Source organism: Nonomuraea insulae (assembly GCF_042656245.1).
The window spans coordinates 92640-118593 of record NZ_JBHSPA010000094.1; the positions used below are offsets into that span (position 1 = coordinate 92640).

The window sequence follows — 25954 nt, forward strand, 5'->3', positions numbered from 1 at the left end:
TCGTCATGGACAACGCGCGACGTTCTGCGATCGAGGACGTCCTCCCTCTGTCGCCACTTCAGGAAGGACTCCTGTTCCACTCCCTGTACGAGCGCGAAGCCACGCGTCTGTATGTGGTGCAGATATCAATGGACCTTCATGGAGACGTGAACTCCGCAGAGCTGCGGTCGGCCGCCACCACAGCCCTCAGCCGGCGTCCGAATCTCCGAGCCGGATTCCGTCACCGCGGCTCGGGAGAACCCATCCAGGTGGTCCCGAGCGACTTCACCACCGAGTGGCAGGGCCTCGACCTGTCGGAGCTCACTGACGCCGGCCGCGACGCCCGGATCACCCGGTTCCTGGACAACGACTGGTCTCGTGGATTCGATCTGGAGAAGCCGCCGCTCCTCCGTTTTGCCCTGATTCGGCTTGGGGAGGGGCGGCACCGGTTCGTCCTGACGGCGCATCACGCCATTTTGGACGCGTGGTCCGGAAGGCTGCTGCTGGATGAGATCTTCACTGCTTACTCGGCCGCACCGGCCGAACCGGCCGCTCCCTACCGCGAGTACCTGGCCTGGCTGAGCCGGACCGATCGAGTTCGAGCCGAAGCGTCCTGGCGCCGCACCCTTGACGGTCTAGAGCAGGCGACCTTGGTCGCTGACGTCCTCGACGAGCAGGCTGTCACAGCCGGGGCCGACGAACTGTGCTGGGACCTGACCGAAACGCTCAGCCAGGCACTCGTCAACCGCGCGCGCGACGTGGGCGTGACGCTGAACACCGTCTTCCAGGGAGCGTGGGCGCTCGCGCTCGGCCGGTCGCTCGGCAGCGACGACGTAGTGTTCGGCACGCCGGTCTCCTGCCGTCCCCCCGACCTTGCCGGCGCCGACCGGATGATCGGCCTGCTGATCAACACGGTTCCGGTCCGAGTGAGCCTGGCTCCGGGCCTCTCTCTGCGACAGATGCTCCGCGAGCTGGGGGACAGCTGGTCTGAGGCCGCGCGGTACGGACACCTGGGCCTGTCCCCGATCCAGCGGCTCACCGATATCACCGGGCCGTTGTTCGACACCGTCTTGTCATTCGAGAACCAGCCCGGAAGCACCGATGACCTGTCCACCGTGGACTTCACGACCACGGATCTACGTGTGCGCGAGAGCACCCACTATCCCCTGGCCCTGGACGTGCGCCCTGGCCCGCGTATCGCGATCTCACTGTTGTACCGGGCCGGCATGGTCGACCGCGTCGCGGCCTCGGCCCTGGCCGACCGCTTCACGCGTGCGCTGACGGCCATCGCCGAGACCCCCGATCTGAACGTCGGCGGCGTCGAAGTTCTGTCCGGGCAGGAGCAGGACTCCATTCTCCGGACATTCACCGGCACCGCGACCGATCGGATACCCGGCGTCGTCCACGAGCTCTTTCAGGCGCAGGCCCGGCTCACCCCCGACGCCGTGGCGGTGACGGCGGACGACGGTTCGGCGACATATGCGCAGCTCGACGACCGAACCGATCGGCTGGCCGCGCTGCTCGCCCGGCACGGGGCAGGCCCCGGGCGAGTGATCGGACTGATGCTGCCGCGCTCGCTGGCCATGGTCGAGTCCCTGTTGGCGGTGCTGAAGACGGGAGCCGCCTACGCGCCGCTCGACCCGGGGCACCCGGCCGACCGGTTGAGGTTCCTGATCGACGACGTGGCTCCCGAGGTCATCGTCACGGTGCGGGATCAGACGGCGGCCCTGCCACCGCACATCGAGCGTATCGTCCTGGACCAATCCGACGTTGCCGCAGACCTGGCCGACATCACCGCCGGTGTGCCCGTACCGGTCCGGGCCGCCGTCCAGCCCGACGACGCGGCCTACGTCATGTACACCTCCGGGTCCACCGGCCGTCCCAAGGGCGTGGTCGTCACCCATCGGAACATCGTCGACCTGGCGTCGGACCAGTGCTTCCGAGGTGACGCTCAGGCCAGGGTCCTCGTCCATTCCCCCCAGGAGTTCGACGCATCCACCTACGAAGTCTGGGTGCCTTTGCTGGGTGGCGGTCAGCTCATGGTCGCCCCGCCTGGCCACCTGGACGTGCTCGACTACCAGAAACTGATCACCGACTCCGGCATTACGTGCCTGTGGCTCACCGCGGGGTTGTTCACCGTGCTCGCCGAAGAGGCGGCGCCGTGCTTCCGCACTGTGCGTCAGGTCTGGACCGGCGGCGACGTCGTGCCGGCAGCAGCGGTGCACCGCGTCCTGGACGCCTGCCCGGACGTCGCCATCGTCAACGGCTACGGCCCCACGGAAACCACCACCTTCGCCACGAACGGGCCAGTCGACCGAGATCGGCTGTCCGGCACCGTTCCCATCGGCCGTCCACTCGACGACACGCGGGTCTATGTCCTCGACTCAGGCCTGCGACCCGTCCCCGCGGGCGTGACCGGCGAGCTGTACATCGCCGGCGCCGGCCTGGCCCGCGGCTACTTGCGGCGCCCCGCTCTGACATCCGAGAAGTTCGTGGCCGATCCCTTCGCCGCCGACGGCACCCGTATGTACCGGACCGGCGATCTCGTACGTCTCCGCGCGGACGAGCGACTGGAGTTCATCGGCCGGGCCGACGCGCAGGTGAAACTGCGCGGCTTCCGCATCGAGCTGGCCGAGGTCGAGGCGGTGCTGGCCATCCAGCAAGGCGTAGCCGCGGCGGTCGCCGTGGTGCGGGAGGACCGCCCGGGCGATCGGCGGCTCACCGGTTACGTGGTCGCCCAGCGCGGCACGGCTGTGGACCCGTCGGAGACCCGCGCCGCTACGGCCAGGTCACTACCCGGCTACATGGTGCCCGCGGCGGTCTTGGTGCTGGACGAGTTGCCGCTGACGGCGAGCGGGAAACTCGACCGCAATCGCTTGCCGGCCCCCGTCCACGCCCCGGCCACCCAGCATCGCGAACTTCGCAGCATGCAGGAGGAGATTCTCTGCGGGCTGTTCGCCGATGTGCTTGGGCTTCCGGTGGTCGGCCCCGATGACGGGTTCTTCGACCTGGGCGGCCACTCACTGCTCGCCACCAGGGTGATCAACCGCATCCATTCGGCGTTCCATCGTGATCTGTCGATCCGCACGCTGTTCGAGGCCGCCACGCCGGCCGCGCTCGCCAAGCGGCTCGACGATGCCCCGGACGCGCCACCGGAGCTGCGCCCCGAGACCCGCCCGGCCCACCTCCCCCTGTCTTATGCGCAGCAGCGGCTCTGGTTCCTCCACTGCATGGAAGGTCCGAACGCCACGTACAACGTGCCGTTCGTGTTGCGGATAACCGGTGAGCTCGACCGGGCCGCCCTCCAGGCGGCCCTCGGCGACCTTCTACGGCGGCACGAGCCACTGCGAACCACCTTCTCCGACGTGGACGGCGAGCCTTGCCAGCTCATTCACCCCGCGGAGCAGGCACACTTCGCGCTGGACGTGATCGACATCGAGCCGGGACAACTCGACACGATGCTGGCCGAGGCAGTGGCTCACCGCTTCGACCTTTCGAGTGATCTGCCCCTCATCGCACGGCTGCTCGTCGAAAGCCCGGAGGAAGCCGTCCTGGTCCTGATCGTGCACCACATCGCCTGCGACGGATGGTCGGTCGCACCGCTGGCCCGCGACCTGTCCACGGCCTACGCGGCCCATCGGCGGGACCGGGCCGAGACGGCGGCCCCGTCCGTGCAGTACGCCGATTACGTGCTTTGGCAACACCGTCTGCTCGGCCGCGAGGACGACCCGCGTTCCCGGGTAGCCCGGCAATCCGAGTTCTGGCGGCGTACTCTGGCCGATCTACCGGCGGAGCTGGCGCTGCCGACTCGGATCGATCGGCCAGCCGTACCCGGTGCCGCGGCGGATGCCGTGCATTTCCGGATGCCGCCGGACCAGCACGCGGCGCTGGTCCGGCTGGCCCGTAACGAGCAGGCGACACTGTTCATGGCCATCCAGGCGGCGTTGGCCGCCGCGCTGACCGGCGTTGGGGCCGGGACCGATATCCCCCTGGGAACCGTGGTGGCCGGCCGTGCCGACGAAGGCTTGGACGACCTGATCGGGTTCTTCGTCAATACTCTGGTGCTGCGCACCGATACCGCCGGTGACCCGACGTTCCGGGACATGTTGCGCCGAGTCCGCCAGTACGACATTGCCGCGTTCGCCAACCAGGACATCCCCTTTGACCGGGTGGTCGAGGTCATGAACCCGGTGCGGTCACTAGCCCGGCACCCGCTGTTCCAGGTCATGTTGGTTCTGCAGAACAACGCCGACCCTGTGTTCGCCCTGGAGGGCGTCGAGGTCGCCGTGGAGCACCTGGGTATGGCGGGCGCGGCCAAGTTCGATCTGACCGTCACCTTCCGGGAGTTGCCGGAAGGGGGCATGGACGGGAGCGTCGAGTTCCGGACCGACCTGTTCGAACGCGAAACGGTGACGGATATCTGCGACAGGGTGACCGGTCTCCTCAGCGCCGGGATGTCCGCACCGGACGTGCCGATCAGCCGGCTCGGCATGAATCCGCGTCCACCTGTCGCCGAGCCCGTCGGCTTGGTGGACACACCGGTGAGCGAGGGCTCCGGCGAGCGTCCCAGCACAGCGGCGGTCACCCGCATCGCCCCGCCGAGCGCCCAGGAAGAGATCCTGACCGGCCTGTTCGCCGAAACACTGGGAGTGGAGACGGTACGGCCCGACGACGACTTCTTCGATCGGGGCGGTCACTCATTGCTCGCACTGAAGCTGGCCGCACGGATCCGCAGCACCCTCGGGGTCGAGCTCACCGTCGCCGACGTCTTCAACGCGCCCACCGTGACCGGTCTGCTTCCCGTCTTGTCCGAGGCGGCCCACGCTCCGCTCACCGTGACCGCGGGCGACCGTCCTGAGGTGCTTCCTCTGTCGTTCGCGCAGCAGGGTCTGTGGTTCCTCAACCGCGTCACGGATCAGCGCGACGCCTACAATGTCCCCCTCGTCTTCCGGTTGGACGGGCTCCTCGACGCCGATGCCCTGGCAGCGGCGTTCATCGATCTGGCCGGCCGGCATGAAAGCCTGCGCACGGTGTTTCCCGAAGTCGACGGTATGCCCCGGCAGGTTGTCCACGACGTTCCCGCCGGGTTCCCGGAGGTGGTGATCGTCCCGGTGACCGAGGCGCGGCTCGCCGACCACGTGGCCGAGCATACGCGCCGGGAGTTCGACCTGACCGTGGAGCTGCCGATGCGGGTGGCGCTGTTCAGGCTCGCACCGACGGAGTCGGTCCTCTCAGTCGTCATCCACCACATCGCCGTGGACGGGCTGTCGGCCGGACCGCTCCTGCGCGATCTCACCACCGCCTACGCGGCCCGTGTCGCCGGACGCGAGCCTCGGTGGGCGCCGCTACCCGTCCAGTACTGCGACTACGCCCTGTGGCAACGCGAGGTGCTCGGCCGGGACGACGAGCCGGACAGCCTGCTGTCCGCCCGGCTCGCGTTCTGGCAACAGGCGCTGGACGGACTTCCGGAGCGGCAGGATCTCCCGATGGCCCGCCCACGTCCGGCAGCGGCCAGCCATCGCGGCGACGTGGTCAGCTTCCAGTTGCCCCCGACGCTGCACGCGGAGCTGACCAGCCTCGCCCGGGCTCACCGAGTCAGCCTGTTCATGGTGCTACAGGCCGCCCTGGCCACGGTCCTGTCCCGCGTCGGGGCGGGGAACGACCTGTCCATCGGCACCTCGGTCGGAGGACGGCCGCACCCTCTGCTGGACGACCTGGTCGGTGTGTTCCTCAACACCTTGGTCTTGCGTACCGACACCTCCGGCAACCCCACCTTCAGCGAGTTGCTGGGCCGGATCCGCACCACGGACCTGGCCGCCTACGCGCATCAGGACACACCGTTCGAACGGCTGGTGGAGTGGCTCAATCCGCAGCGCTCGACGAGCCACAATCCCCTGTTCCAGATCCTGCTCGAACTACATCACGGGCCAGAGGACACCCCCACCCTGCCCGGCATCCAGGCCACGCCGTACCCGTTGACCCACGCGACGGCGAAGGTCGACCTGTCGTTCTTGCTGCGCGAGAAGCTCTCGGAGACCAGCGCACCGGCAGGGCTGGAGTGCGGTCTCGAGTACGCCACCGACCTGTTCGATCGCACGACGGCCGAGCGCCTGTGCGGGTGGTTCCGGCGCGTGCTACTCGAGGCCGCGGCCGACCCCTCGCGACCGATCGGGGATATCGCGATGTTGTCCGAGGAGGAACGCCACCAGATCCTGCAGAGGTGGAACGCCACGGACGCTCCAACGCCCGATACGACCCTGTCGCGGCTGTTCGAGGAGCAGGTGGACCGGCGGCCGGACGCGGTGGCCCTCGTGGACGCCGACGGCAGCGAGATCAGCTACGGTGCACTGAACCAGAGGGCCAACCGGCTGGCCTGGCACCTGCGCTCGATGGGCGTGGGCCGCGAGACCTTCGTGGCAGTGTGCGCCGAGCACAGCCCGGACATGCTCATCGCCGTGCTCGGCGTCATCAAGGCCGGAGGCGCGTATGTACCTCTCGACCCCCAGCATCCGGTGGACCGGCTGGCTTACGTCCTGGCGGACACCGGTGCTCGGATCGTGGTGACGCAAAGACCGCTGGCCGACCGCCTACCCCCGGATTACCGGGGCACAGTCGTCATGCTCGAGGACGAGTGGGCGGCCGCGGTCCACGGCGATCCCAGCCCGCCGGCCGTCTGCGACCCCGACAACCTCGTATACGCCATGTACACCTCTGGCTCCACCGGCCGGCCGAAGGGTGTCCTCGTCTCCCATCGCGCTCTGATCAACTATCTGTGGTGGGCAATCGACGGCTACCGCATGGAAGGCCGTTCCGGAGCGCCGTTGCTCGGGTCGATCGCCGTCGACCTGTCAGTGCCGAACTTCTTCCTGCCGCTGATCACCGGCAAGGACGTCACGCTGCTGCCCCCTGATCCGCACCTGGAACATCTGGCCGGCCTGCTGCTCCGTCCCGGTGACTTCAGCCTGCTGAAGATCACGCCTGGACATGTGGACGTGCTGCGCGAGGTACTCGCGACCGACGAGCCGCTGACCTCCGTACGCACTTACGTCGTCGGGGCGGACGAACTGCGGGCGGAGACCGCCATTGCGTGGCGGCAGATCGCGCCCCACGCCCGCATCATCAACGAGTACGGCCCCACCGAAACCGTCGTCGGCTGTTCGGTGTACCCGATCGGGGCGGACCTCGACCCGTCGGCACCGGTCTCCATCGGCCGACCGATTGCCAACACCCGCATGTACGTACTCGACGAGCGACTGCACCCGGTGCCGCCCGGCGTCGTCGGCGAACTCTACATCGCCGGTCGCGGGGTCGCCCGCGGCTATCTGCGACGGTTCGCGCTGACTGCCGAGCGGTTCGTCGCCGATCCGTTCGGCAAGCCCGGCAGCCGGATGTACCGCTCCGGTGACCTGGCCCGGTTCCGGCCGGGCGGCGACATCGAATTCCTCGGACGGATCGACCATCAGGTGAAGATCCGGGGCTACCGGGTCGAGCTCGGTGAGGTTGAGGCCCGGCTACTGCTCCACGGCGGTGTCAGCGAAGCGGTGGTCATCGCGCACGAGGACACGCCAGGCCGCACACACCTGGCCGCGTACGTGGTGGGGGCCGATGGCGCGCAGCCGACCGCGGAGAGCCTGGGCACCCACATGAGGGAACAGCTGCCGGAATACATGGTGCCGAGCTTCTGGATGGCCCTGGACCGGATGCCGCTGACATCGGACGGCAAGGTGGACCGAAAGGCCCTACCGGCGATCAAGGTGCACGGCCGGGCTCCAAGCCGGAGACCGAGCACCAAGGCGGAAACCGTGCTCTGCGACCTCGTCGCCGAGGTTCTGGACATCTCCGTGGCGGGGATCCACGACAACTTCTTCACCCTTGGGGGTGACAGCATCGCCTCCATCCAGTTCGTGAGCCGGGCCAGGAAGGCCGGTCTGCACCTCTCCCCGCAGCAGGTGTACCAGGCCCGCGACATCGCGGAGCTGGCGGCACTGACCGTCCCCGCGGGGGCATCGCCCACTGCCGAGCACGACCCCGGCACCGGCCGGGTGCTGCCGACACCGCCGGCCCGCTGGCTCGATGAGCGGCAAGGTCCGGCCGACGGCTACAACCAGGCGGTGTTGCTGCACGTTCCAGCCGGCCTCAGTGAGGGTGGGCTGCTGCGGGCGGTGCAGGCCGTGCTCGACCACCACGACCTCCTGCGCGCCCGTACGGTCCGCTCCGCGGACGGCCGCATCGACCATATGTGGGTCGGCGCGCCGGGCACGGCCGACGCGGCGTCGGTCCTGACGCGCTGCGACGTGACAGGACTCACCGCCGGCGAACTCAACGCGCGCATCGACGCGCAGGCCCACGCGGCCAAGGCGAGGCTCGCGCCGAATGCCGGGCGCATGGCCCAGATCGTATGGTTCGACGCCGAGGCCGGCCATCCCGGCCGGCTGTTGCTGATGCTCCATCACCTGGTGGTGGACGCGGTGTCCCTGCGGATCCTCAGCGAAGATCTCAGGTCCGCCTGGCAGGCCGCTGAGGAGGGCCGGCCGCCCGTCCTCGATCCTGTCCCGACCTCGTTCCGTACCTGGGCCGACCGCCTGGCCGAGGAGAGCGTCCGGCCAGAGCGGGCCGCGGAGCTGGCGCTCTGGGAACGCATGTCCCTCCCCACGTCGCCGCTCAGCGCCGGGCCGGTGGACCAGACCCGCGACACGGTGGCGAGCCAGCGTTCGCTGGCAGTGCCTCTCTCCCCGGAGGAGACGGCGGACCTGACCGCCGCGGCGTCCGCCACATTCGGCGCAGGTCTCCACGAGCTCCTCCTGGCCGCCCTCGCCCTGGCCATCGCCAACCGCCGCGGCCCGGGAGCCGAACCGGCGGTCACGATCGAAGTCGAAGGGCACGGTCGCAACGATCGCATCGCCGCCGGGGATCTGTCCCGCACGGTCGGCTGGTTCACGGCATCCTTCCCGCTGCGGATCGACCTCGGGACACCGGGCGGGACTGTGGAAGCCGACCTGGATACGGCCGTCGCCCGCGTCACGAGCCAACTGCGTGCCCTGCCGGATGACGGGATCGGGTACGGGCTGCTGCGCTACCTCAATCGCGCGACCTCGCCCATCCTTGCCGAGCGACCGCCCGCGCAGGTGCGGTTCAACTATCTCGGCCGGCTTCCCCTCGGGGGACGAGAGCCCTGGTCCGCATCCTGGGACGAGCCGGTGCCGGGCAGCGGGCCGGACGACGGGATGACGGTGCCACATGTCCTGGACGTGCTCGCCTTCATACGTGACAACCCCGGCGGTGCTGCGCTGGAGGTCTCACTGTCCTGGCCGCAGGCTCTGCTGGACGGAACCGAGGCGGCCGCGATCGCCGCGGGCCTGTCGCGGACCCTGGCCGCGCTGGCCGGCCGCGCCCGTTCGCTTGTCCCTCTCGAGCCGGAGGAGTTGCACGAACTCGAACGACTCCTCGGTAACCACTGATCTCACCACGCAAGGAGAAGATGATGACGAATCCGTTCGAGAACGAGGACGGCCGTTACCACGTGCTCGTCAACGCCGAAGAGCAGTACTCCCTCTGGCCGGCCTTCGCCGACATTCCCGCCGGGTGGTCGACCGTGGTCGAGAACGGCAGCCGCCAGGAATGCCTCGACCACATCGAGGAGACCTGGACCGACATGCGTCCCAAGAGCCTGGTGATGAAGATGGCCACTGACGCCGGCCCTGCACAGGCATCAGCGTGATCCATCACACCGGGGGAATGTCGCCGGCGACGACAAGGCCATCATCGGAACACATCGCCGCGGCCGTACCGCTCTCCCGGCCGGCGACGGCCACCATGCACCTGTTCTGCCTGCCGTATGCCGGTGGCGGAGCGGCGGTCTTCCGCCACTGGCCCGCCCTGCTGCCGCCGACCACCGCGGTGAGTGCGATCCGGCTGCCAGGGCGGGAGTCACGGATCGGCGAGCCACCGCTGGCCGACATGGGGCAGATGGTCACAGCGGCTGTCGCCGCTGTGGCCCGCACCGCGGCGACCGGCCGGCCGTATGCTCTCCTCGGCCACAGTCTCGGCGCACTGGTCGCCTTCGAACTGGTCCGAGCGCTACGCGCCCGAGACCTACCCGGCCCTGACCGCCTGATCGTGTCCGGGCGGCGGTCACCCGACATGGACTCCTCCACATCACCTATCGGGCATCTTCCCGAGCAGGAGTTCCTCGCCCAGGTCACCCGGTACGGAGGCATGCCTCCGGATATCCTCGATCACCCCGGCCTGCTCGACCTCGTGTTGCCCGCGCTGCGCGCCGACATCACCGCCGCGGAAGGCTACCGCTTCGTCCCCGGTCCTCCCCTGGACTGCCCGATCTCGGTGTTCGGAGGGCGGGCTGACCCTCTCACCCCACAAGCCCAGCTGTCCGGCTGGCGATCTCACAGCAACGCGGAGGTGAACGTGCGCTTGTTCGACGGCGGCCATTTCTTCCTGAACGACAACCGCCCCGCGGTCGTCGACGCGGTCGGCACCACCCTGGCGGCCACCTGATGACGGCGCCGGCCGGCAACCCGCTGCCGGGACTCAGCGGGCGTATCCGCGCGATCCCGGCAACAACGTGGTACGAGGAGATCCTGGCACCGCAGTTCGACGGCGATCGCGGGCGGCTGTTGCCGTGGCACGTGGCCATCGAGAAGGCTCTGCTGCTCGAATACGTCGCACTGGGCGTCCTCGACAGGACCGAGGCCGAGGCTGTCGCCCGTCGACTGCACCAGGCACACGCCGACGCACTCGTCGCCGACCGCGAAGAGAACATGTCAGACCTCGCCTTCGCGCTCGAACGCTTCGTCCTGTCCGGGCTGGCCGTCCCGGTCCCCGCCTGGCACGTGGACCGCAGCCGCAACGACATTCAGGCATGCGCCCAGTTGATGGACGGCCGGGTTCGCCTGATCGACGCGGCTGAGGCGGTGCTCACCCTGGCCGCGGTCGCGATCGACGCCGCGGAAGGCGGCACCGACACGGTGATGCCCGGCTACACGCACCTTCAGGCGGCACAAGTCGTCACGCCGGGGTTCTACCTGTCCGCCATCGCCGGTGAATGCCTGCAGGCAGCCGAACTGCTCGCCTCGACCTACCGGGTGATCGACCGCTGCCCGCTGGGGGCCGGCGCGATGGCGGGACAGGAGCTGCCCGTCGACCGCGGCCGGATGGCGCTCACCCTCGGTTTCGCCCGCGCGGAACCTCATGCGCTGACCTCCGTCGCCTCGCGCGGCTGGGCCGTTGCGGTGGCCGGCGACCTGGCGGTGCTCGGCGTCGCCTTGAGCCGGTTCGCCACCGACCTGATGGCGTGGGGAAGCAGCGAGTACGGCTTCATCGATCTGCCGGACGATCTCTGCGGCATCTCCTCGGCGATGCCGCAGAAGAAGAACTTCCCCATCCTGGAACGCATCCGCGGCCGCACCGCGCGGCTCGTCGCCGGGGTCACCGAGGTCGCCGGGCCGCAGCGCAGCACGCCGTACGCCAACATGGTCGAGGTATCCAAGGAAGCGCTCGCGCCGCTGGCCGGCCTGTTCGACGACACGATGTCGGTCCTGCGCTTGATGGTAGCCGTCATGGAGAATCTCCGATTCCGGCCAGAGCGAATGCGTGCGGCGTGCCAGCGAGAGCATCTTGGCGGCTTCACCCTGGCGAACCTGATGACGCTCCGGTGCTCGGTCCCCTGGCGTTCCGCACAGCTTGTCGCTGGGCGCTACATCAGCGCGCAGATCGAGGCCGGCCATCCACCCGACCGGCTGGATCCGGCCTGCCTGGCCCGGCTCGCGGCCGAATCCGGCCACCGGATCGAGGCCGGGCCGCTCCTGGCTGAGGCATTCGACGTCGACCGTGCGCTGACCGCCAAGCAGTCGTCTGGATCCACCAACCCGGAATCCGTGCGGGAGCTGCTGCTCGTGCAGCGGGAGGAACTGCATCGCTTGAAGGGTCTGTGGCGCGCTCATCGCCTGAACGGCAGCACTGCCCTCACCGCGAACGACCGCGCCCTTGGCCTGGAGCCGGCGGAGGTGCCGACGTGATCTACGACAGTGTCGTCGATGCCATCGGCCATACGCCGCTGGTCCGCCTGCGCGTCCCGGCGCCCAAGGGCGTGGCCGTCTACGCCAAGCTGGAGCTGCAGAACCTGTTCGCCATGAAGGACAGGGTGGCCAAACAAGCCATACTGGACGCCAAGGTCAGCGGTGAACTCGCTGACGGGGCACCCATCGTCGAAAGCTCGTCCGGGACGATGGCCCTCGGCCTCGCCTTCGTCGGCGCCCATCTGGGCCACTCCGTACACATCGTCACCGACCCGCGCATCGATCCCGGCACGCTGGCCAAGCTGCACGCGCTGGGCTGCGTGGTGCACATCGTCGAGGCGATGACCGGCAATGGCTGGCAGAGCGCGCGCCTGGAGCGGCTGGCCGAACTGCGCGCCGAACTGGACGGCGCGTTCTGGCCGCGCCAGTACAGCAATCCTGCCAATCCGCTGGCCTATCGGGCGCTGGCCGACGAGCTACGCCAGGATCTCGGCGCGTTCGACATCCTGGTGGGGGCGGTCGGCAGCGGGGGATCGTTGTGCGGCACGTCCCGGGCGCTGTTGCCGCACCTGCCTGACGTGCGCGTCGTCGCGGTCGACGCCGTCGGCAGCATGTTGTTCGCACAGCCCGACCGGCCGGAGCGCCGGCAGAGCGGTTTGGGCAACAGCTTGCAGCCCGCGAACCTCGATCACGAATTGATCGACGAGGTGCACTGGCTCAGCGACGCCGAGGCGTTCGCCGCGACCCGTCGCCTGGCGCGTGAGCAGAGCCTCTTCGCCGGGAACACCAGCGGCTCCGTGTACCAGGTGATGTGCCACCTGGCCGCCGAGGCGGCGCCGGGGACCCAACTGGTCGGTATTTTCCCCGACCGCGGCGACCGCTACGTCGACACGGTGTACGAGGAGACGGGCGGGCCGGTGTCACCCGTTCCGCGGCGCGTTCGCTACGGCACACCGGTGGCCTCGTGGTCGTCGGCCGTAATCAACCGCCGCCATCGGCCGGTATTGGTGTTCGTGGAATCGAACACGACTGGCACCGGCATGCTGGCGCTGCGGGTGGCGCGGCGCCTGGGCGTACGCCCTGTCCTGCTCGTCCAGGATCCTCACCGGTATCGCGGCCTCCACGACGAAGCAGTGCAAGTCCGGATATGTGACACGAACGACGACAGCGCTCTGGCGGCCGCCGTCGCCGAAGAGGGCTCAGACGCCCCGCTCGCCGGCATCACCACCACTAGCGAGTACTACCTTGCAGCGGTCGCTCGGTTGGCAGAGCGCTTCAGGGTGCCCGGTAATCATGAGGCAGCAGTCCGGACGTGCCGGGACAAGGCGGCGACCCGTGCCGTGCTGGACGCGGCCGGCGTACGGCAACCGCGCTGGGCCGTTGTACAGACTGCTGCAGATGTGCCCGAAGCAGTCTCAGCGGTGGGCCTGCCCTGCGTGGTGAAGCCCGCCGACGACTCCGGCTCCAACGACGTGCTGCTGTGCGCGAACGTGGAAAAGACCCGCAGCCACGCTGCAGCGATCCTGGCGAGCCGGTACAACGTGCGTGGGCAGGCCGCTGCAGGCATAGCACTCGTGGAGGCGGAACTGACGGGGCCAGAAGTATCCGTCGAAGTGTTCAGCGGCGCCGGCCGGTGGGAATGCGTGGCGATCACTCGCAAACTGCTGACCGGACGTCCTTACTTCACCGAATACCAGCACATCTTCCCTGCCGATCTACCCTCGGGCATCACCGCCGAGGTTGAGGCCACGGCCATGGCCGCAGTGCGAGCCGCCGGACTCACCCTGGGTGCGGCCCATGTGGAGATGCGCCTCAATGAGGCGGGACCGGCCATTGTCGAGATCAATGCCCGCCTGGCAGGCGGGATGATCCCCGAGATCATCCGTCTGGCAGGGGGCCCAGACCTGCTGGAATATCAACTACGAGCAGCCATCGGGCTTTCGCCCGCCCCACAGGACACGCCTGCGCGTTACGCCGGGATCCGGTTTCTTCTCGCTGACCGACCCGGACAGCTGGAAAAGGTCCACGGGGTCGAGCGCGCGGCCAAGGTGCTCGGTGTCCGTGAGGTCAAGGTAACGGCCGAACCGGGAATCATGGTGCGCCCGCCGCGCTGCGCGGCCGATCGCCTCGGGTATGTGATCGCCGTTGGTGGATCCGGGGAGGCAGTTGAGACGGCCCTCAGCGACGCTGCCACCGAGATCGAGGTGGCGATCGTCGATGCTGCCTCGTAGAGCCGCAGTCTCAGCGAAGATCTTCTCCGCAACCCAGGGCGGCTCGCTGGTCGTCGCCCACCTCGGCGGCTGTCCGGCCCTGTTCGTGATCGGCGGCCTGCTCTCGCTCGTCGGAGCGCTCATGATCCTGCGGGTGCGGAGCGTCCGGTAGGACCCCGTTCGCGCCACCTCCTCCGCCCCGAAGTCGCGCGGAGGAGACGCGCGTCGCGGATGAAGGTCAGCGGTGCAGCGTGAGCGGCAGGCTGCTCCACCCGTGCGCAATGAACGACGGCACGTGTCCCACCTCGCTCGCGTCCACGGCCAGCTGAAGGTCAGGGAACCGGGCGAACAGGGCGGGCAGGGCGGTGAGCGCCTCCTGGCGGGCGAGCGGAGCCCCGATGCAGCGGTGCACGCCGATGCCGAAGCCCAGGTGCTCGGCGCTCTGCCTGGTCGGGTCGAACCGGTCGGCGTCCTCACCGTGCTGGTCGGGGTCGTGCCCGGCCGCCAGGTAGCTGGTGATGATCGCGTCGCCCGCCTCGATCCGGACGCCGCCGATCTCGATCGGCTCGATGGCGAAGCGCAGCGGCAGGTTGGCGATCGACGGCGCCCAGCGCAGCGTCTCCTCGATCACCGCGTCCCAGGAGATCTCCCCGGCCAGCACCCGGCGGAGGTGGTCCGGATGGGTGAGCAGGGCGTGCACGGCGTTGCCGATCAGGTTGACCGTGGTCTCGTGCCCGGCCGCGATCAGCAGCAGCAGGGTGTCGCACAGCTCGGTCTCGCTGAGCGAGTCACCGCTGTCACGGACGTTGATCAGCTCGGTGGTCAGGTCGTCACCCTGGTGCTCGCGCTTGTAGGCGACCAGGGCGGGCAGCACCGTGGCGATCTTGGCGGCCGTGGCCGCCGCCTGCTCCGGGGTGGCGGTGGTGTCCATGATGGCCTCCATGACCTGGGCCATCTCCTCCCGCATGTGCGCGGGAACGCCGAACAGCTCGCAGATCACCCGCATCGGCAGCGGGTGGGCGTAGGCGGCGCGCAGGTCGACGGGCCGACCGGGCGGCTGCGCGGCCATCGCGTCCAGCAGCTCCGTGACGATCTGCTCGACGATCGGCTGCATGGCCTTGCTGCGGCGCGCGGTGAAGCTGGGGGCGATCAGCTTGCGCAGCCGGCGGTGTTCGTCGCCGTACGCGCTCAGCATGTTGGACACGCCGATCCAGGTGATGATCCAGGACCAGCCCGGCGTGGCGAACGCCCGCTCCAGCTGCCCCCAGTGCCGCTTGTCCTTGCTCACCCGTGGATCGAGGATGAGCTGCTTGAGTAGGTCGTGCCGGGTGACCGCCCAGGCCGGGATGCCTCCGGCGAGCTCTACGAGGACCAGGGGGCCGAGGTCGCGTAGTCGCCGGACCTCCCCTGGAAGGTCGGTGCCGAAGGGGTCGAGGACGACGGGGGCTGAACTGCCCAAGGCGATTCTCCTGGCTGATCAGGTCGAATGGGAGTGAAACGCACCGGCAGATGTGCCAGCGCGCGGTGGAACGGGCCCGGCCGCCACGAGAGCTCCTCGCGCGGCACGGTCAGTTCCAGGTCACACAGGTGAGAGGTCAGGCGCTCGATCGCGGTCATCGCGATGATCATGGCCGGGTCGCTGGCCGGGCAGCGGTGCGACCCGGCGCCGAAGCCCAGGTACGCGCCGCCGTCGGAACGCAGCTCCTCGGGCACGTTGGTGGACTCGGTGTTGGCCGCGGCGTAGGAGACGAGGACCAGTTCGGCCGGCTGGATCCAGGTGCCGTGGAAGTGCACGGGCTGACGGACGAAATAGGGCCCGTAGTTCGCCATGGCGGGCTCGGCGCGCAGGGCTTCCATCAGGGCGTCGTACGTGCCGAGCGCGCCGTTGGTCAGCGAGCTGTAGTAGCGGTCGTCGCTGACCATCCGGGAGATCGTGTTGGAGATCAGGTTGGCCGTGGGCTCGTACGCGGCGGCCATCACGAGCACGAGGGTCTCGGCCAGCTCGTTGGGCTGGAGCGCGGCCGGATGGTCGATGAACCAGGACGTCAGGTCGTCGCCCCGCTGGGCGTGCTTGGACTGGACCAGCTCGCCGATGTAGCGGCTGAACGCGTCGCTGCCCCGCTTGCCCCTCTCGCCGTCGGCCTCCATCAGGTCCGCCATGGCCTTGATCAGGCCGGCGCTGTCGGAGTCGGGCCGGCCGAAGAGCGAGTTGAAGATGCGGGCCGGGATGGGCTGGGCGAACTCGGAGACCAGGTCCGCCTCGCCCTTCGCGGCGAACTGGCTGATCAACGAGTCCGACACCTCGATCACCATCTGGCGCAGCTTGTGCGGCTGGACCAGGTCGAAGCAATCGGAGATCACCTTACGGAACCGGGCGTGCTCGGCCCCGTCCGACATCAGCGCGTTCGGCCGGTAGCCGAGCATGGCGACGGGTCCCGCGGCCTCGGGGGTGTCGGGGACCCGAGCCTGCCAGGCACTGCCGTTCTTGATCCAGACGCCGCCGACGTTGGTGAGCACGTCGAGTGCGGCCTGGTAGCCGATCACCAGGTGGGCCTCGATGCCGGGGGCGATCTCCACGGGCGCGACCGCGCCGTGCCGCCGGCGCAGCTCCGCGTAGACGGCCTGCGGGTCCCTGGCGTACTCCGGCCCGTAGAGGCGGCCCGCGTCGGGCATGTAGCGCAGAGTCATGACAGCACCAGCTCTCTGATGTGCTCCACCAGCGCGATCAGCGAGGCACGGGCGGAGACGGGGTCACGTGCGTCGCACACCACCAGCGGCGTGCTCGGCTGGAGGTCCAGCGCCTGGCGCAGGGCGTCCGGCGGGTAGTCCGGCGAGTCAGGGAAGTGGTTGACGGCCACCGCGTAACGCAGGCCGGCACTCTCCACCAGGTCGAGGACGGCGAAGCTGTCGTCGATCCTGCGGGTGTCGGCCAGCACCAGGACCCCCAGCGCGCCACGGACCAGCTCGTTCCACAAGACCTGGAACCGGGTCTGCCCCGGCGCGCCGAACAGGTACAGCACCACCCCGGGCATGGTGAGGCGGCCGAAGTCGATCGCGGTGGTCGTGGTCGTCTTCTCATTCACCCCGGTGAGGTCGTCCACCAGCGTGCCCGCCTGGGTGAGCACCTCCTCGGTGTTGAGGGGCTTGATCTCCGAGAGAGCGTCCACCAGGGTCGTCTTGCCCACGCCGAACGGCCCGGCGATGACCAGCTTGACCGGTACGTGTTCGATACTGATACGGCTTTCAGAGAGCGCGGAGGCCACTGAGCACCAACTCCAAGATCTCAATGTCGGGCAGGTCGGTGGCTGGCGGATCGCTGGTCAGCAGCGTTCCGCTTCCGACCAGCCCGGCGACCAGCAACCGCACCACGCAGTACGGCAGGCCCAGGTGCGCGGCGCACTCGTACACCGACAGCGGCCCGTCCCGCAGCAGAGTCAGCAGATGAGACCCCGGGGGGTCGAGCCCGTTGGTGGCGGCGTCGGGCGCGATGTAGACCAGAGTCGTGCGCTCGACGTGGATGTGCTCGGGTACGGTCAGTCGCGCGGCGGCCATGTAGTCAGGGACGACCCGCCGCCGTTGTCGTCCGGAGGTCATGCCCGGACGCCTGGCATCCTGGCCGCGCTGGCCTCGTCGAGAGCCTTGATCAGTTTCTGCACCTGGAGCTGCACCTCGTAGGCCAGCGTGCCGATGTTGACGCCGCCGGTGGCGGCGACCACGATGGCGGCGCGGTCGCCGGCCGGGGCGACGTAGTAGTAGCCGTTGCCGGCGGAGATGACGATGTCCACCACCTCGTCGTCGGCGCCGTTGCTGAGGCCCGCGCACAGGGCTCGCGCGGCCCCGAGCACGGAGCTGGTCATGGCGGCGGCCCGCTCGCCGGTCTCGGTGGTCACGTTGGCCGAGCCGCCGAGGATCAGCCCGTCACGGCTCAGCACCACGCCGCTGGCGACACCGGGCAGCGCGAGCAGGGGTGAAAGGACCCAGGACACGTCGAGGGACAACGGGCGACCCTTGGCCTGGACCCGGCCGGAAGCGCTGTGAGCGTCCATGGAACGGTCATTTCCCTTCGGTTGCGTCGTGCTGCTCGGTGGGGAGCGCTTCGCGGCGGCCCGCTTCGGCTCCGACCTGGAAGTCGCCCCATCGTTTCTGGGCCTCTTCCGGGGTGGTGAGCAACCTGCCGCCCGTACCGCCGGAACCGCTGCCCGTGGTGGCCGGCGGAGGGCTGGTGTCACGCGGCTGCTGGCGGCGGCGCTGTGGCAGCGGCGCCAGTTCCTCCGCCGACCGCTGAAGGGGCGCCGTAACGGGCTGGGGCCGTGCCGAAGAGGTGGCTGGCTCGGGCCGGGGGGCCGCCGTCGGCTCCCGACGGGCGGTGGGAACGGACGCGGGCTCCGGCCGGGCGGCCATGGCGGCGGGAATGGGATCCCGGCGGATGGCCGTGGCGGCGGTCGGGGCGGCCGCGCGCACCGGCTCGGGCGCGAGCACCGACGGCCGGCTGTCCTCCGGCATCTCCACCAGCAGCGCGGTGGGGATGTTCAGTACGGCCTGCACCCCGCCGAAGGCGCTCTTCTTGACCGTGACCTGCATGCCGTAGTGCGCGACCTGGCGGCCGATCGCCGCCCAGCCGGTGCGGGGCGGGTTGCCCAGGTCGACCAGGCGGACCGGATGGTTGCCGCTGAGCAGGCGGCTCGCGCGGGCGTACTGGTCCTCGTTGAGGCCGACGCCGGCGTCGTCGATGACGATGGCGGCGCCGTTGTTGGTCTCGTGCACGGCGATGGTCACCTGGAGCGTGCCGTGGGAGTGGTGCACCGCGTTGGCCAGCAGCTCGGCGGTGATGAACAGGATCGACTCCCCGGCGCGGGCGGCGACCCCGATCCGGCGGCGCAGGTGGTTGGCCGGGCCCTCGATGCGCAGCTCGAAGTTCTCCACCCGCGAGACGGCGCCCACCACAAGGTCCACCAGGTAGGTGTCGTCACGCGACAGGCCGGGGGTGGCGCCGCATGCGATGCCGGTGACCTGCATCCGGCGGATGATCAGCTCGTTGAACATGTCGAGTCCCAGCACCTCGCGCAGCAGCGCCGTGTGCTCGTCACCGCTGTAACGCTGCTGCACGCCGGCGAGCAGGTCCTGGGCGCGCAGGGCCTGGCTCTGCACGCGGGACATGGCGCCTCTGATGACGGCCTGGGCGCTCTCGTCGATGCGTTCGGCCTCCTCGCGGATGCCGCGGGTGAGGGCGTCGAGGACGGCGCGGTGCTGCCGGTCGATGTCCGTGCCGGCGAGCGCCTGGTTCTGCATGCCGGGCACGATCACGTGCGGGGCGCGCAGGTGGGACAGCAGGGCGGGGATCCGCTTGTTGATCAGATGGTCGGTCTCGGCGCGTACGAGGTCGTGCCGGGAGCGGGCGTCGCGCACCTGGTCCGCGTTCTCCTGGACCTTGCGCTCCGCCTGAAGCAGGCGCTGGCTCCAGGCACTGGACTCTCGGGTCAGGTGGTCCTGTACCTGACGGTTCTGCGCGAGTTGCCCGCGGGCCTGGGCGAGCTGGCCGCGTACGCGCAGGTAGAGGATCAGGACGCCCGCGAGGGCGAGCACGAGGACGGCGATGCCGATCACCGTCGGGACGCTGAAGGAGTCTGGCGGCATGAAAGTCCTGGGATCGGGGGGAGTCATCGGGATCTGTCGACCGCCGCGAAAGGCATGCGCTAGCGGTGAGTGCCGGTCCCGTCCGGTGGCCGGTCGGGGCCGCGCCGATCTGTCGCGCGCCTTTCCGCGTCGTCGGCGTCGCTGGAAGCCCGGTGCGGCTCCGCCTGGCGTGGCTCTGCCTGATACGGCTGTGCCTGATACGGCTCTGCCTGAGGCATCGCGAGGCCGAACGACAACATGGGAATCCTCGTCTCACTAGAACGACGGCCCAATCGGGTGACCAGTATTCCGCTTAAGTCGCGTTAGTCAACTGTGTGTAGTTCCGTCACTCCGCTCACAGCACCTCAGCGGACGGGTGCGGCGCTCCGCCCCGCATGCGCCTGTGCGTGCCGAAAACCTCGTCCACGTCAGGCAACATGGGAGTATTCGTGGATGATGCCGCCCAGGCGGTCGCGCCGCTGGACACCGGTCCGGCATCGGACCAAGGTCACCAAAGGCCAGGGTTCCCGCGCTGCCGGACTGGCCATGGCCTTCAAGCTGATCGAATCCGCCCAAGCCCGCCGGCGCGCGGTCAACGCACCCCACCTGGTCGCCCTCGTCCGCGCCGGAGCGGTCTTCACCAACGGGAAACGGCCCGGCGACCTGGCCGCCTGATCCCTCCCACTACCCCCGGCAACAGGAGCACACCGTGAACAGCACCATCGACAAGATCGCCTGGATCCACCTGGACGACGGCAAGATCCTCAGCACCCGCTCACGAGGCAAGAACGCGTACTACATCCCCGGCGGCAAACGCGAACCCGGCGAAACCGACCTCGACACCCTCATCCGCGAGATCGAAGAGATCACCCGGCTGACCTACGCCGACCGCGACCGCGTATCCCCAGTCGACCAGATCATCTTCGATCATCTACACCAGACCGGACAACTTCACTGACCAGCAACATCCAAACCGATCCACAGGTATTGACTATTGCTCTGGCGCCGTCCGCGCCGGTCACGAGGATCGGGAACCTGTGCCCAGACCTGACGTAGATCGGAGAGATCTATCGCCCCGCTCTGCGGTGAGAGGGATTCGCGCCGACCGGCGGGTTCAACGGGCACACGCAGAGCCCTCACCTGATGCGGAGCCAGCTTGTGGCGGTGCACTACTGACACATTTTCCTGCATGAATGACAAAGTCCGAAGCTCACGATGACCTTAAGGTCCATGGGCGAGGCCAGAGAAAGAGGAGTTACATGTTCCGCACCACCGGCGCGTTGGTCGCCGCGGCGCTTGGCGCGTCGATCCTCATCACCCCGTCGTCCGCATCCGCAGCAAGCGATTGGAAGTGCTACGGCACCCAGGTCAAGCGCTGCGCCACCGTCTGGTGGGACCAGAGCGCCGACACCTACCGAGCGCGGGCGAAAATCACCGACGTCGCCGGTGGCGGTAGCTACCAGGTCAAGGTCACCGACGTGAAGCTTCTGCGCATCAACAAGAGTGACTATGTGACGGTGCGCTCCGCGAAGGATCACGACGGCTGGCATGACACCGAGGACTCGGCCGCCACCGCCACCGTCGACCCGTGCTCTCCCGAACAGAGTTACGCAGTGGTGGCGACTTTCAGTTGGAAGGGCGCGTCCTCCGGCGAGAAGACCTGGCGTCCCAACCAAGCGTGGGGCAATGTCTGCGACTGACCCGCCGGGTGGGCGACGGCAGGCAGGCGCGGCAGTTCTCGCCGTCCGCGAACACCGGTGCTCCCGCCGGCGCGCGGCGGATCCGCAACGTGCGGTTCGCCCGGTGGTTGAACGCCGACAACCGGGGCGGGCGCCTCACCGGCGTCATCCACGTGTACCAGCGCAACACCAGCCCCAACCAGGCGTGGGAGTTCAAGGGGGCCTGCGCACGTCAGGAACCGGATGTGTGGGTGGCCTATCTGTGCGACGTGCGGATGGTCGCGGTTCCGGCCATTCCGTACTACGACGACATGCCCGTGCGGCTGATCAAGCCGAGCCTGGACGACGTCAACGCCCACGAGGATCCGTTCATCGTCCAGAACCAGCGAGTTCGCAGTCCTTTCGTCACCCAGTGGATCACCGAAACAGGCCGTCCAGGATTACGGTGCCTCCAGCCAAGGGAGCACGATGGAATTTGGGATACTAGGTCCGCTGACGGTGTGGCGAGAGGGTGAGCAGCTCGATCTCGGCACGCCCAAGACGCGGGTGCTGTTAGCGGTCCTGCTGTGCCACGCGGGTAACCCTGTTTCGGAAGATCAACTGGCCGTGGCCCTGTGGGGGAACACCCCGCCGAAGAGCGCCACCAAGAACATGCAGACCTACGTCCACCGGCTCCGGCGGCACCTGGGCGACCCGGCTCGCGTCGTGCGGCACGGCTCCGGCTATCTGGTGCCGGTGGTCCGAGACGAGCTGGACGCGGCGAGGTTCGAGAACCTGGCCCGCTCAGGGCAGGCGGTGGAGGCCGCCGGTGAGCCGGAGGAGGCGACCCACCGCCTGCGCGAGGCGCTGAGTCTCTGGCGCGGGCCCGCGTTCGCCGGCATGACCGATGTCCCGATGCTGGCCGCGGAGGCCGCGCGGCTGGATGAGGTCCGCCTGTCGGTCGTGCAGTCGCGGATCGCCGTGGACCTGAGGCTGGGACGCCACGCCGGGCTGGTGGGCGAGCTGACCGCGCTCACCAGAGAGTACCCACTGCGGGAGCGGCTGCGCGCGCAGCTGATGCTGGCGCTGTACCGCTGTGGCCGGCGGGCGGACGCGCTCGCCGAATACACACGTGCCCGCAGGACCCTGATCGAGGAGACCGGTCTGGACCCGGCCGAAGAACTGCACGACATGCATCAGCGAATCCTCACTCAGGACCCCTCACTCGACCTCGTCGTTCCCCGCGTCATGGCGACGACCACTGGCTCGTACAGGGGGGCGGAGTTCTCTGGGGCGGCCCCCACCGCCGCCGAGTTACCGCCGGACATCGCGGATTTCACCGGCAGGGACGGCGAAGTGGCAGACCTCACCGAGGTCCTCATCAACCCACGGCCGGGCACCGTCGCCATGGCCGGCGTCACGGGCTTGGGCGGCCTGGGTAAGACCACGCTCGCCGTGCACGTCGCGCACCGGATCGCCGATCGTTTTCCCGACGGCCAGCTCTATGCGGACCTGCGCGGCGCCTCCGCCGACCCCGCCCGCCCGGAGGACGTGCTCAGCCGGTTCCTGTTCGCACTGGGCATCAGCGCCACCGGCATACCCGAATCCCTGGAAGAACGCGTGGCGTTCTACCGGAGCTGCCTGGCCGGACGCAGAGTTCTCATCCTGCTCGACAATGTCGCCGGGGAGGAGCAGGTGCGGCCGCTCCTGCCCGGGGCCCCCGGCACGGCCGTGCTCCTCACCGGACGTGTCCGGCTGGTCGGTCTCGAGGGCGCGAGCCTGCTGGAACTCGACGTCCTGCCGTCGGCCCAGGCCATGGGCCTGCTGAGAAGGATCGTCGGCGACGAACGCGTCCAGGACGACCCGGACGCGGCTCTGGAGATCACCCGGCTGTGCGGCCGGGTCCCGCTGGCGGTCCGCATCTCGGCGGCCAGGCTCCTCGGCAGAAGGCAGTGGAGTCTGTCCTACCTCGCCGGCGTCCTCGGGGAGGAACGGCACCGGCTGGACGAACTTGTGGCGGGCGACCTCGACATCCGCGCGGGCTTCGAGATGAGCTACCGGACGCTTCCCGCGGGCGCGCAGCGGGCCTTCCGGCTGGCCGGACTGCTCGACGCGCCCGATTTCGCCTCCTGGGCGGTGGCGGCCCTCCTGGACGTGCCGGTACGGCAGGCGGAACACGAGATCGAAACCCTGGTCGACGCTCATCTGCTGAACCTCACCGGGACGGACGAGACGGGCAGGCTCAGGTATCGGTTCCACGACCTGATCCGGTTGTACGCGCGTGAGCGGGCGCGGCGCGAGGATTCCGAACCCGAGCGCCAGGCCGCGCTCGGGCGGGCCCTGGGTGCGTGGCTGGCACTGGCGGAGGTCGCGGCGGAGCACGTCCCTGGCCCTTGCTACGCACTCATGCACAGCCGTGTGCCGCGCTGGCGGCTGCCTGCGGAGCTCTCCGGCGCGCTGCTGGCCGACCCGATGGCCTGGTTCGGCGCGGAGCATGCCGCCCTGATGGCGGGGGTCTCCCAAGCGTGCGAGGCGCGCCTGACCCAACTCGCATGGGACCTCGCCGGATCCACCGAGACGTACGTCAACGTGCGCGGCTTGTATGACGGCTGGCAGCGCATGCACGAGCAGGCGCTCGCGCTCTGCCGTGAGACCGGCGACAAGCGCGGCGAGGCCGTGCTGATGCGCGGCCTTCTGGAGGTCACCACCTGGAGTTCACCGGCGGGCCCCGGGCCGGCGATGACACGGATGCGGGCCGACGCTACGCAGCTCCTCGACCTCTTCACCAAGCTGAACGATCCGGTCGGGATGGCCGACGCCCTGGCAACCCTGGCCTGGAGCATGACGGCCGACGGGAACGGTGCGCAACCGCTCGCCCTGGCGCAACGCGCTCTGCGGACGGCAACCGACGCGGGCTACCTCGGCGGCCAGGCGCGGGCCTATCACGTGATGGCGATCATCCACGGCGAGGACGACCCGCAAGGGGCGCTCACGGTCCTGGAGCAGGCGACGAAGGTCGCCGAGGCACTCGGCAACGCTCACTACACCACGACGATCACCCAGTTCCTCGGCGCGGCCAAATCATTCTCCGGCGACATCACCGGCGGCCGGGAACTACTGGAGCGCTCACTGGAGATGGCACGACGGTTGAACTACCGCTACCTGGAGACGTTCTCACTGCTCTACCTCTCCAAACTGTTCGTCGCGACCACAGACAAACGAGCCAGAGAAACCATCGAACTCACCCTGGCCAACAGCGAACACGGCAACTTCGGCCACTACCTCGCCGACGCGCTCAGCGTTCTCGGCCAGTTGAACCTGGCCGAAGGAGACCTGCCCGCCGCCATCACCACCCTCGAACGCTCCGTCCAGGTGTGGCGAACCCGCGGCTCGATCCCCTACCTGGCGCGGACGCTACGCACCCTCGGCGACGCCCACAACGCCGCCGGCGACCACCACACAGCCACAACCGTCTGGAAAGAAGCCCGCGAACTGTTCCACACGATCTCACACAAAGACGGCATGAGAACGCTGGACGCCCGGCTCGTGTGAAGGCGTGACACCCGCCGGGGCCGTCATCCTTCGCCGCTCGGCAGGGCGGAAAGCCAGGGCTTCGAACCGGCGGTGACGTCGAGAACCAGCTCGGCGACATGGTGATCGTCATCCGGCGAGACGAGCGGGTCGGGCAGGGCCTCCTCAAAGATCACCAGCGCGGTGCCGGGCCGGCGCAGGGCCGCGACAACCCCTGCACCAGCAGCCAGCTGTCGAAGTCGAGATACATCGGCTTGTGCCACTTCTCGCGGGTCTGCGTCCACGGCGCCGCGGCCCTGGCGAGGCGCTCGTCCACGCTCTCGGGGTCAGGACGGGTGCGGAAGAAGCAGCGGCGAGGGATCCCCTCGGCGTGCCGCCATTCCGCGAGCCGCAACAGGTCATGCGGCCCCCAGCTCCGGCAGGGCGGCCAGGACCTCGTCCAGCGCGGCCCGGCTGCCGGGGTCGAGCGGCTGGGCCGGCGAGCGGACGGCCGCCGACTCGATCAGGCCGCGGCGCACCAGCACCTCCTTGTGCACCGCCCAGGCGATGCCCGGCTGCATGCCGAAGCGGATCAGCGGGAGCAACCTGGCGAAGGCGTCCTGCCCGTGTGCCTTCAGAATCGGGGCGAGCAGGTCGGTGAACTCGCGCCGGCTACCTCGCAGGTGGTGGGCTGGTACTCGAAGAACGCCAGGTTCCCCATGGCCGCGCTGACGTGCGGTCCCGCCGCGAGGGCGACGCCCAGCCCGGTCGAGTGGCGTGGCGCCACCGGCACGTGGTGGGCCGCAGCCAGCTCGGCGATGCACATCAGCTCGGTGATCCCGGTACGCCCGACGTCCGGCTGGGCCAGGAACAGCGCTCCCCGCACGGCCGGTCCGCGCCGAGGCCGGCGGCTCAGCGCCCAGCAGAGAAGGCCCGGCCACCATGCCATCCG

At 69.2% G+C, this 25954-nt stretch carries 20 protein-coding genes and 1 pseudogene; 11 read left to right on the plus strand and 10 right to left on the minus strand.

Annotation, left to right across the window (positions count from 1 at the left end):
- The first annotated feature begins 5 nt into the window (after positions 1-5).
- The 6 genes from ACFPZ3_RS57535 to ACFPZ3_RS57560 are packed head-to-tail and all read left to right on the plus strand — an operon-like array spanning position 6 to position 14393.
- Complete coding sequence (locus ACFPZ3_RS57535; protein ID WP_379522937.1) at positions 6-9437, plus strand: amino acid adenylation domain-containing protein; 9432 nt, start codon at positions 6-8, stop codon at positions 9435-9437.
- 23 nt (positions 9438-9460) lie between these two features.
- On the plus strand, positions 9461-9697 hold the full coding sequence (locus tag ACFPZ3_RS57540; protein WP_379522938.1) for an MbtH family protein: 237 nt from the start codon (positions 9461-9463) through the stop codon (positions 9695-9697).
- Positions 9694-10491 (plus strand): thioesterase II family protein, encoded by a 798-nt coding sequence (locus ACFPZ3_RS57545; RefSeq protein ID WP_379522939.1) that lies wholly within the window; start codon positions 9694-9696, stop codon positions 10489-10491. The genes ACFPZ3_RS57540 and ACFPZ3_RS57545 overlap by 4 nt, the downstream gene beginning before the upstream one ends.
- A complete protein-coding gene (locus tag ACFPZ3_RS57550) occupies positions 10491-12011 on the plus strand; it encodes an argininosuccinate lyase (protein WP_379522940.1) in 1521 nt (506 codons plus the stop codon). Before ACFPZ3_RS57545 ends, ACFPZ3_RS57550 begins: the two co-directional genes overlap by 1 nt.
- The gene (locus ACFPZ3_RS57555; protein ID WP_379522941.1) at positions 12008-14242 is read left to right on the plus strand and encodes a pyridoxal-phosphate dependent enzyme; all 2235 of its coding nucleotides are present in this window, start codon (positions 12008-12010) and stop codon (positions 14240-14242) included. The genes ACFPZ3_RS57550 and ACFPZ3_RS57555 overlap by 4 nt, the downstream gene beginning before the upstream one ends.
- On the plus strand, positions 14229-14393 hold the full coding sequence (locus ACFPZ3_RS57560; protein ID WP_379522942.1) for a hypothetical protein: 165 nt from the start codon (positions 14229-14231) through the stop codon (positions 14391-14393). The genes ACFPZ3_RS57555 and ACFPZ3_RS57560 overlap by 14 nt, the downstream gene beginning before the upstream one ends.
- A 66-nt stretch (positions 14394-14459) precedes the next feature.
- On the opposite strand, the gene ACFPZ3_RS57565 is transcribed toward ACFPZ3_RS57560, so the two are convergent.
- From ACFPZ3_RS57565 to ACFPZ3_RS57590, 6 genes are read right to left on the minus strand one after another with little or no spacing between them, the layout of a single operon-like run.
- Entirely contained in the window at positions 14460-15680 is a 1221-nt protein-coding gene (locus ACFPZ3_RS57565) for a cytochrome P450 family protein (protein WP_379522943.1), read from the minus strand.
- Positions 15584-16909 carry a cytochrome P450 family protein gene (locus ACFPZ3_RS57570; protein ID WP_379522944.1) on the minus strand — a complete coding sequence of 442 codons (1326 nt, stop codon included), beginning with the start codon at positions 16907-16909 and terminating at the stop codon, positions 15584-15586. The genes ACFPZ3_RS57565 and ACFPZ3_RS57570 overlap by 97 nt, the downstream gene beginning before the upstream one ends.
- On the minus strand, positions 16906-17484 hold the full coding sequence (locus tag ACFPZ3_RS57575) for a GTP-binding protein (RefSeq protein ID WP_379522945.1): 579 nt from the start codon (positions 17482-17484) through the stop codon (positions 16906-16908). Before ACFPZ3_RS57575 ends, ACFPZ3_RS57570 begins: the two co-directional genes overlap by 4 nt.
- Complete coding sequence (locus ACFPZ3_RS57580) at positions 17465-17815, minus strand: DUF742 domain-containing protein (protein ID WP_379522946.1); 351 nt, start codon at positions 17813-17815, stop codon at positions 17465-17467. The genes ACFPZ3_RS57575 and ACFPZ3_RS57580 overlap by 20 nt, the downstream gene beginning before the upstream one ends.
- A complete protein-coding gene (locus ACFPZ3_RS57585) occupies positions 17812-18267 on the minus strand; it encodes a roadblock/LC7 domain-containing protein (protein ID WP_379522947.1) in 456 nt (151 codons plus the stop codon). Before ACFPZ3_RS57585 ends, ACFPZ3_RS57580 begins: the two co-directional genes overlap by 4 nt.
- Positions 18268-18274: 7 nt before the next feature.
- Complete coding sequence (locus ACFPZ3_RS57590; RefSeq protein ID WP_379522948.1) at positions 18275-19855, minus strand: ATP-binding protein; 1581 nt, start codon at positions 19853-19855, stop codon at positions 18275-18277.
- Positions 19856-20323: 468 nt separating this feature from the next.
- Here ACFPZ3_RS57590 and ACFPZ3_RS57595 point away from each other — a divergent pair.
- From ACFPZ3_RS57595 to ACFPZ3_RS57615, 5 genes and pseudogenes are all read left to right on the plus strand, one after another.
- Positions 20324-20509: pseudogene (locus ACFPZ3_RS57595) on the plus strand (IS256 family transposase); the annotation flags it as partial.
- A gap of 34 nt (positions 20510-20543) precedes the next feature.
- The gene (locus tag ACFPZ3_RS57600) at positions 20544-20792 is read left to right on the plus strand and encodes an NUDIX hydrolase (RefSeq protein ID WP_379522949.1); all 249 of its coding nucleotides are present in this window, start codon (positions 20544-20546) and stop codon (positions 20790-20792) included.
- 301 nt (positions 20793-21093) lie between these two features.
- Positions 21094-21534 (plus strand): hypothetical protein, encoded by a 441-nt coding sequence (locus ACFPZ3_RS57605; protein ID WP_379522950.1) that lies wholly within the window; start codon positions 21094-21096, stop codon positions 21532-21534.
- A gap of 8 nt (positions 21535-21542) precedes the next feature.
- Positions 21543-22028 carry a hypothetical protein gene (locus ACFPZ3_RS57610; RefSeq protein ID WP_379522951.1) on the plus strand — a complete coding sequence of 162 codons (486 nt, stop codon included), beginning with the start codon at positions 21543-21545 and terminating at the stop codon, positions 22026-22028.
- Positions 21982-25044 (plus strand): AfsR/SARP family transcriptional regulator, encoded by a 3063-nt coding sequence (locus tag ACFPZ3_RS57615; RefSeq protein ID WP_379522952.1) that lies wholly within the window; start codon positions 21982-21984, stop codon positions 25042-25044. Before ACFPZ3_RS57610 ends, ACFPZ3_RS57615 begins: the two co-directional genes overlap by 47 nt.
- 23 nt (positions 25045-25067) lie before the next feature.
- On the opposite strand, the gene ACFPZ3_RS57620 is transcribed toward ACFPZ3_RS57615, so the two are convergent.
- The 4 genes from ACFPZ3_RS57620 to ACFPZ3_RS57635 are packed head-to-tail and all read right to left on the minus strand — an operon-like array spanning position 25068 to position 25888.
- A complete protein-coding gene (locus ACFPZ3_RS57620) occupies positions 25068-25199 on the minus strand; it encodes a hypothetical protein (protein ID WP_379522953.1) in 132 nt (43 codons plus the stop codon).
- Positions 25196-25417, minus strand: a complete 222-nt coding sequence (locus tag ACFPZ3_RS57625; protein WP_379522954.1) for a hypothetical protein — start codon at positions 25415-25417, stop codon at positions 25196-25198. Before ACFPZ3_RS57625 ends, ACFPZ3_RS57620 begins: the two co-directional genes overlap by 4 nt.
- A 4-nt stretch (positions 25418-25421) precedes the next feature.
- Positions 25422-25607, minus strand: a complete 186-nt coding sequence (locus ACFPZ3_RS57630) for a hypothetical protein (RefSeq protein ID WP_379522955.1) — start codon at positions 25605-25607, stop codon at positions 25422-25424.
- Between the two features lie 29 nt (positions 25608-25636).
- Positions 25637-25888 carry an enolase C-terminal domain-like protein gene (locus ACFPZ3_RS57635; RefSeq protein WP_379522956.1) on the minus strand — a complete coding sequence of 84 codons (252 nt, stop codon included), beginning with the start codon at positions 25886-25888 and terminating at the stop codon, positions 25637-25639.
- Positions 25889-25954: the final 66 nt, after the last annotated feature.